6 protein-coding genes are annotated in these 6335 nt (G+C 37.9%); 3 read left to right on the top strand and 3 right to left on the bottom strand.

Annotation, left to right across the window (positions count from 1 at the left end; genetic code table 11):
- Together ACTB00_RS19675 and ACTB00_RS19670 are read right to left on the bottom strand one after the other, a co-directional pair.
- On the bottom strand, positions 1-154 hold a 154-nt coding region (locus tag ACTB00_RS19675; protein WP_463301617.1), incomplete at its 3' end, for an arsenate reductase/protein-tyrosine-phosphatase family protein.
- A 34-nt stretch (positions 155-188) separates the two neighbouring features.
- Complete coding sequence (locus ACTB00_RS19670) at positions 189-527, bottom strand: ArsR/SmtB family transcription factor (protein ID WP_463301616.1); 339 nt, start codon at positions 525-527, stop codon at positions 189-191.
- 186 nt (positions 528-713) lie between these two features.
- On the opposite strand from ACTB00_RS19670, the gene ACTB00_RS19665 reads away from it, so the two are divergent.
- Positions 714-2651: an alpha-L-arabinofuranosidase C-terminal domain-containing protein gene (locus ACTB00_RS19665; RefSeq protein ID WP_463301615.1), complete on the top strand. Its 1938-nt coding sequence runs from the start codon at positions 714-716 to the stop codon at positions 2649-2651.
- Positions 2652-2769: 118 nt separating this feature from the next.
- Here ACTB00_RS19665 and ACTB00_RS19660 read toward each other — a convergent pair whose 3' ends face one another.
- Entirely contained in the window at positions 2770-3339 is a 570-nt protein-coding gene (locus tag ACTB00_RS19660; RefSeq protein WP_463301614.1) for an RNA polymerase sigma factor, read from the bottom strand.
- Between the two features lie 257 nt (positions 3340-3596).
- Between ACTB00_RS19660 and ACTB00_RS19655 the strand changes: the two genes are divergently transcribed.
- Both ACTB00_RS19655 and ACTB00_RS19650 read left to right on the top strand, forming a co-directional pair.
- On the top strand, positions 3597-4559 hold the full coding sequence (locus tag ACTB00_RS19655; protein WP_463301613.1) for a FecR family protein: 963 nt from the start codon (positions 3597-3599) through the stop codon (positions 4557-4559).
- A gap of 197 nt (positions 4560-4756) precedes the next feature.
- Positions 4757-6335, top strand: a 1579-nt coding sequence (locus tag ACTB00_RS19650) for a SusC/RagA family TonB-linked outer membrane protein (protein WP_463301612.1), incomplete at its 3' end; no start/stop codon positions are given.

The raw sequence follows: 6335 nt of genomic DNA, 5'->3' as shown, positions 1-6335 counted from the left end.
TCTCTGACATGACCTGAACTGCTTTTTCATTCAACTTGCCGGAAGCCTCGGTTCCAGCCGAACATACTGTTATTGAAGGATCGAAGGATTGTAAAAAACCATGAGCCATTTGGCTGCGGCAACTATTGCCGGTGCAGAGTATTAATACTTTCATACTTTTTAAAATTTGATCTTGTATCTATTTAAAATTAGCTTTTACAGGAGAAATTTTCAGGTAATTGCACGCTATCGGTAAATTTGTTCAACACTTGTTTCATCTCCTCAATTTTCGCTTTATTCAAGCAGTAATTAGTTTTCGATCCGTTAATTGTTCCCTGGATTAAACCAATTTCTTTTAACTCTTTTAAGTGTTGATTTACCGTTGTTCTGCTTAATGGCAGTTCATTTGAAATATCGCCTGAAATGCAGACTCTTGATTCAGTGAGGTATTTCAGGATTGCTAAACGGGCAGGGTGCGAAAGGGCTTTGAAATAGCCCGCCGCTACCTGCAAGTCTTGGTCAAAAAGTTCTACTTTGGCGTACGTCATTCGTTTCAATTTATTGACGCAAATATACGTCATAAATTGAAATAGCGACGTATGTATACGTTAAATGAATGTAAATATTTTACGATGTTAAAAAATAGGTTTAAAAAGTAAAAAATACTCTTATTGATTTGCTACTTTTGTAATCGGTGTCAAAAGTAAAAAAACACAACGACTAAAAGATAAATCATGACAACAAAGAATCTATTCATTCTGATGCTTTTCGTTGCTTTTTCGATTCAATTAAGAGCACAAGAGAACGTGTATAAAATTGAAATTACAAAACCTAAAAAGGAAATTCCGATTCAATCAAATATGTATGGTGTTTTCTTTGAGGATATTAATTTTGCAGCCGATGGCGGACTGTATGCGGAGTTGGTTAAAAACCGCTCGTTTGAATTTTTGAACTCGCCAACAATGGGCTGGCTAACTTATGGGAAGGTGAATGTGCGGACAGAGGATGCACCATTTGAGCGTAACCCACATTATTTGAGGTTGAATAACACGGGCTTGTTAACCGGAACCGGAATTATTAACGAAGGGTTTCGTGGAATTGGGCTCAAGAAGGGTGAACGCTACAATCTCAGTTTCTATGCCAGAAATATTGATTCGAAAGAAGGAAAGGTTCGGGTTGAACTGATTTCGTCAGGGATGGACATTTTAGCGAAAGACGATATTGCGGTTGACTCGGATGAATGGCAAAAATATACACTGACATTAACACCTTCGCAAACCGATGCCCACTCAAAGCTGCGTATTGATTTGCGATCGTTTGGAGCAGTCGATATTGAACATGTCTCGTTGTTTCCTGAAAAAACATTTAAAGGTCGCGAAAATGGCATGCGTCAGGATTTAGCTCAGGCCTTGGCTGATTTGGATCCAGGTATTTTTCGCTTTCCCGGAGGATGTATTATTGAAGGAAATTCATTGGCTACTCGTTACCAGTGGAAAAATTCAGTTGGTGCTGTTGAAAATCGCCCAACAAACGAAAATCGGTGGAATTATGAATTTCAACATCGGTTTACTCCCGATTATTTTCAATCGTACGGATTGGGTTTCTTCGAGTATTTTCAGTTGTGTGAAGATTTAGGAGCTGACGCTTTACCTGTTGTAAACTGCGGAATTGCGTGCCAATATGCTACCGAAGAAGTAGCCGAAGATTTGACTCCGTATATTCAGGATGCCTTGGATTTAATTGAATTTGCCAATGGCCCGGTCGATTCGAAATGGGGGAAAGTTCGTGCTGAAATGGGGCATCCGGAATCCTTTAATCTGAAAATGATTGGAATTGGAAACGAACAATGGGGCGAAGATTTTCCGGAGCATTTAAAGCAGTTTATTGATGCCATAAATGCCAGGTATCCTGACATGCTTGTTATCGGTTCTTCTGGTCCGAGTGCCGATGGAGAACGGTTTGACTACCTCTGGAGCAAGATGAAGGAGCTGGATGCTGACTTGGTTGATGAACACTATTATAAAGATCCGGATTGGTTTTTAAGTAATGCCGGGCGCTATGATAATTACAGCCGGAAAGGACCTAAAGTATTCGCCGGAGAATATGCTTGCCACGATTATCCTGCGAAGAAAAATTCATTTTACTCTGCGCTTTGTGAAGCTGCTTTTATGACCGGCCTGGAACGTAATGCTGATGTTGTGCATCTGGCGACTTATGCGCCTTTGTTTGCTCACGTTGATGCCTGGCAATGGAAGCCTGATATGATTTGGTTTGACAATTTACGGTCGGTAAAATCAGCGAATTACTATGTGCAACAATTGTACAGCTTAAACAAAGGAACCGAAGCGTTACAAGTAAAACTGAATAAAGAAAACGTGATCGGCCAAAACGGATTGTATGCAAGTGCCGTAATTGATGAAAATAAAAATCAGCTGATAATTAAAGTTGCAAATACTTCGAAAGAGTCCAGAACTGTTGATTTTGATTTTAGCAAGTTGAAACAGGAAGTTAAAAGTGGAGGGCAAATTATATTGCAAGCTGACTTAGAGGTTGAAAATACGCTGGATAAGCCGAATTTAATTGTGCCTAAAAAACAATCGATTGAAACTTCACAGAATAAATTAAACGTAGTTTTGAAACCAGAATCCTTTTCTGTGTTCATTTTAAACTAGTAAATATTGGGGCCGCTTTTTAGACTCTAATTATATTGAAAGTTATCCCGTTACGTGAAAAATTGATTTTTCTTCTTTTTGAATCGTGTTACAGAATGAGTTCAAAATTAGTCCGTTACTAGATAAACATATTAAGAAAGAGTATGGCTATAAAGCCGTACTCTTTTAAATTTTCCTGTAAATATCGGCGGGCTTTAGTGATGTGATCTTCAACGGTTTTTATAGAAATATTTAATTCGTTGGCTATGGCTTTGTTGGTGTATCCTTTTTCTGCACTTAATGTGTAAATGCGCTTTCTTTGTTCGGGTAGTTCGTTTACATAAAACTGTACTTTCTCTGACAATAGGTTGTAATCTACCTGTTTCTCCGTTTCGCTCGAATTCTTAACAGCCTTTTGTTTTACGTACTCGAAATATTCTTTTTCAGATAGCTTTTTTCTGAAGGTTGAAATAATGGTGTTTTTTGCAATCGTAAAAAGATAGGACTCGAAGCTGGTGTCTTCTCTTAAGGAATTCCGATTGTTCCAGATTTTAATGAATATCTCCTGAATCAAATCAAGGGTATCTTCTTCAGTTTTCAAATAACCAAATATAAATCGGTATAGCCGATCACTATATTTGCTATAGAGTTGATTGACCGAGTTCTTGTTATTACTTTTCAGTTCCTTGATTAGATCAGCATCTTTCATAGAGCACGTCTCATTTTTGAGAATGTAAATTTACGAAAATGTTCTTTTGAAAATAATAAGGTCACGGACCTATTTGATATTTTCGGTTTCGCTTCTATCACAAATTGTTAAAGACTCGAAACATGACACTAAATTATTCGCACTACTTAATAGACACGCAACCTAATCTTTTTTCTCTGGAAAGAAAAAAAAGAAGAATTTATAGCAGGGGTATTTTTACCTTTAGACGTATACCATTAAGAAAGCAAAAAAGAAGGATGAAATCATATTTCAGGAAATATTTGAGCGATAGTTGTAGTACGGAGGATTTCGAGTCCTTTATTGAGCTTGCGACCGACAAAAAAAATCAAAATTTGTTCGAAGAGAATATGAGTGAAGATTGGAAAGACAATGATCGGACGATTGAAACTCCAGACTTATCTCCCACATTACATCGAATTCATTACGAATTGAATAAAACAGAACTTGGCGATTCAAAGACCAGAAAATTAGTTTTTTATGTGTCTCGAATTGCGGCTGTTTTGTTTGTCCCATTGTTGATCGCGTACTTTATTCAATGGCAGAGTCGATCTTCAGGTATTGAACAAACCATTGTAACACCGCTGGCATCGCAAACCTCATTCGAGCTGTCTGATGGTACTTTAGTATGGTTAAATGCGGGCTCCTCAATTCGTTTTCCTAGTAAGTTTACAAGTAATAAGAGAATCGTAAAACTTACAGGTGAAGCTTATTTTGATGTAAAAAAGGGAAGTGAACCATTTATAGTGGAAACGAAGCATGTCGATATCGAAGTGCTTGGAACTGCTTTCAATGTTTTGGCATATGATAATGAATTGCCAGCAATCACGTTGGAGCGAGGAAAAGTGTCCTTAAGGACAGAGTCAAATCAGAAGCAATTTCTTTCGCCCGGACATCAGGCGACTGTTGATACTTCGGAATACAACATTACGCTAAAAACAGTGGATACCCATTTATACTCCGCATGGAAGGATCATCAGTTGATATTCAAAAATGATCCGTTAAGCACTGTCGCTGAGAAATTGGAACGATGGTATAATGTCGAGATTGAAATTGCTGACCCATCGCTATTAAACAGTAAATTAACTGCAAGAATTGAGTTTGAAGCATTTCGGGAAGTGTTGGATTTAATGCAGCTTACAATGCCAGTCGACTATCAATACGATAAGGATCTTCGGAAACTTATTATTACAAGAAAATAATAATAATTTGGAATAAACAGCATGCCTATGTAACACAAGTCGAACGAAACAAAAGCTAAAAAGTGGGAAAGCCGCGAACTTCCCCACCTGTAGTGAATAATTTTTGCAAATTATTAATCTTACAATTCAAACTTATGAAAAAAAATGGATTGAAGGAAGCTAGTATAAGTGTTTTCTTCTTTAAACTACTAATTGTTATGAAGCTAAGTATCTTTATTTTATGCTTAACGATCTTTACAGCGGTCGCTTCAGGAACCTATTCTCAAACGACAAAACTGTCGGTGGTTGCAAAAAACAAAACGATTGAAGATGTTTTAAAAACAATTGAGGATCAAAGTCAGTATCGTTTCTTTTATTCTGGTGTTATTAATACCACCAAAAAAGTTTCGATTAATAGTCAGGATAAAAATCTGGAAACAATTCTTCAACAAGTGTTGGATCAAACAGAAATCGGATATCGAATTGTTGGCCGACAAGTTGCTCTTTTCAATACCAACGAAAATGAGAATTACAACATGCTTCAACAGGAAATAAATGTTGAAGGTACTGTTACCGGCGTTGGAGGTGAACCTCTTCCGGGTGTAACCGTAGTTATTAAAGGAACTACAAATGGAACAATTACCGATTTCGATGGTCGGTACATGTTGTCAGCAGTTCCTTCTGATGCAGTGTTGGTTTTCTCCTTTGTAGGGATGAAAAGTCAGGAAGTTCCGGTAGCCGGTAAAAGCAACCTAAATGTTATTTTGGAAGATGAAACTATTGGTCTTGAAGAAGTGGTAGCCATTGGTTATGGAACTGTAAAAAGAGCTGATGTTACGGGCTCTATTTCCTCTCTTAGTGCTAAAGATTTTAATCTAGGAATAACAGTTGCGCCAGAGCAACTCATGCAAGGTAAGGTTGCAGGGGTAAATATTATCCAAAATAGTGGACAACCAGGGGCAGCTTCCACTGTTCGTGTTCGAGGATCAAGTTCTGTATCCGCAGGAAATGATCCTTTGTATGTCGTTGATGGAGTTCCATTGCAATTCAGCTCGGCTAATAAGTATGTTAATGTTGCCGGAGAATCAAGTACTTCACCATTCTCATCTGAAGGTACTAACCCCTTGAATGCAATCAACCCTTCTGATATTGAGTCAATTGAAATATTGAAAGATGCATCTGCAACAGCGATCTATGGTTCAAGGGGAGCGAATGGAGTTATCATCATTACGACTAAAAGTAAAAATTTAGGAGAATCAGTTTCTTACGATACTTATGTTGGAGTATCCTCAGTGCGTAAAAGTTTAGAAGTACTTTCAGCAGATGAATACCGTAACTATGCGCAGAGTAATAACCTGGCTTTTCCTGATGAAGGAGCCAATACGGACTGGCAAGATGCTATATACAGAACAGCACTCAGTCAGAATCATAATTTGTCGTTTGGAGGAGGTTCAGCTACCAGTAATTACCGTGCATCTTTTGGGTATAATGCTCAAGATGGTATCATTGAGTCGTCGGGAATTGAAAAATACACGGCACGTTTAAATGCCAATCAAACAGGAATGGATGGAAAATTAAAGATTGGAATCAATTTGACCTACGGTAAGATTTTAGATGATATCACACCAATCTCTTCCAATGTTGGTAATGAGGGAGGAAATATCTTGAAAGATGCGATTCGTTGGGCTCCTACGCTTCCTGTTTATAACGAAGATGGTAGTTTTTATCAGATTGGTGAATTACGGGTTAATCCGGTTTCGTGGGGTGAACAGATTGAAGATGAGCGAAATACGAGTC

This window comes from Sunxiuqinia sp., assembly GCF_055140945.1.
The sequence above is the reverse complement of the archived record's forward strand: the minus strand, read 5'-3'. Positions and strand labels throughout refer to the sequence as shown.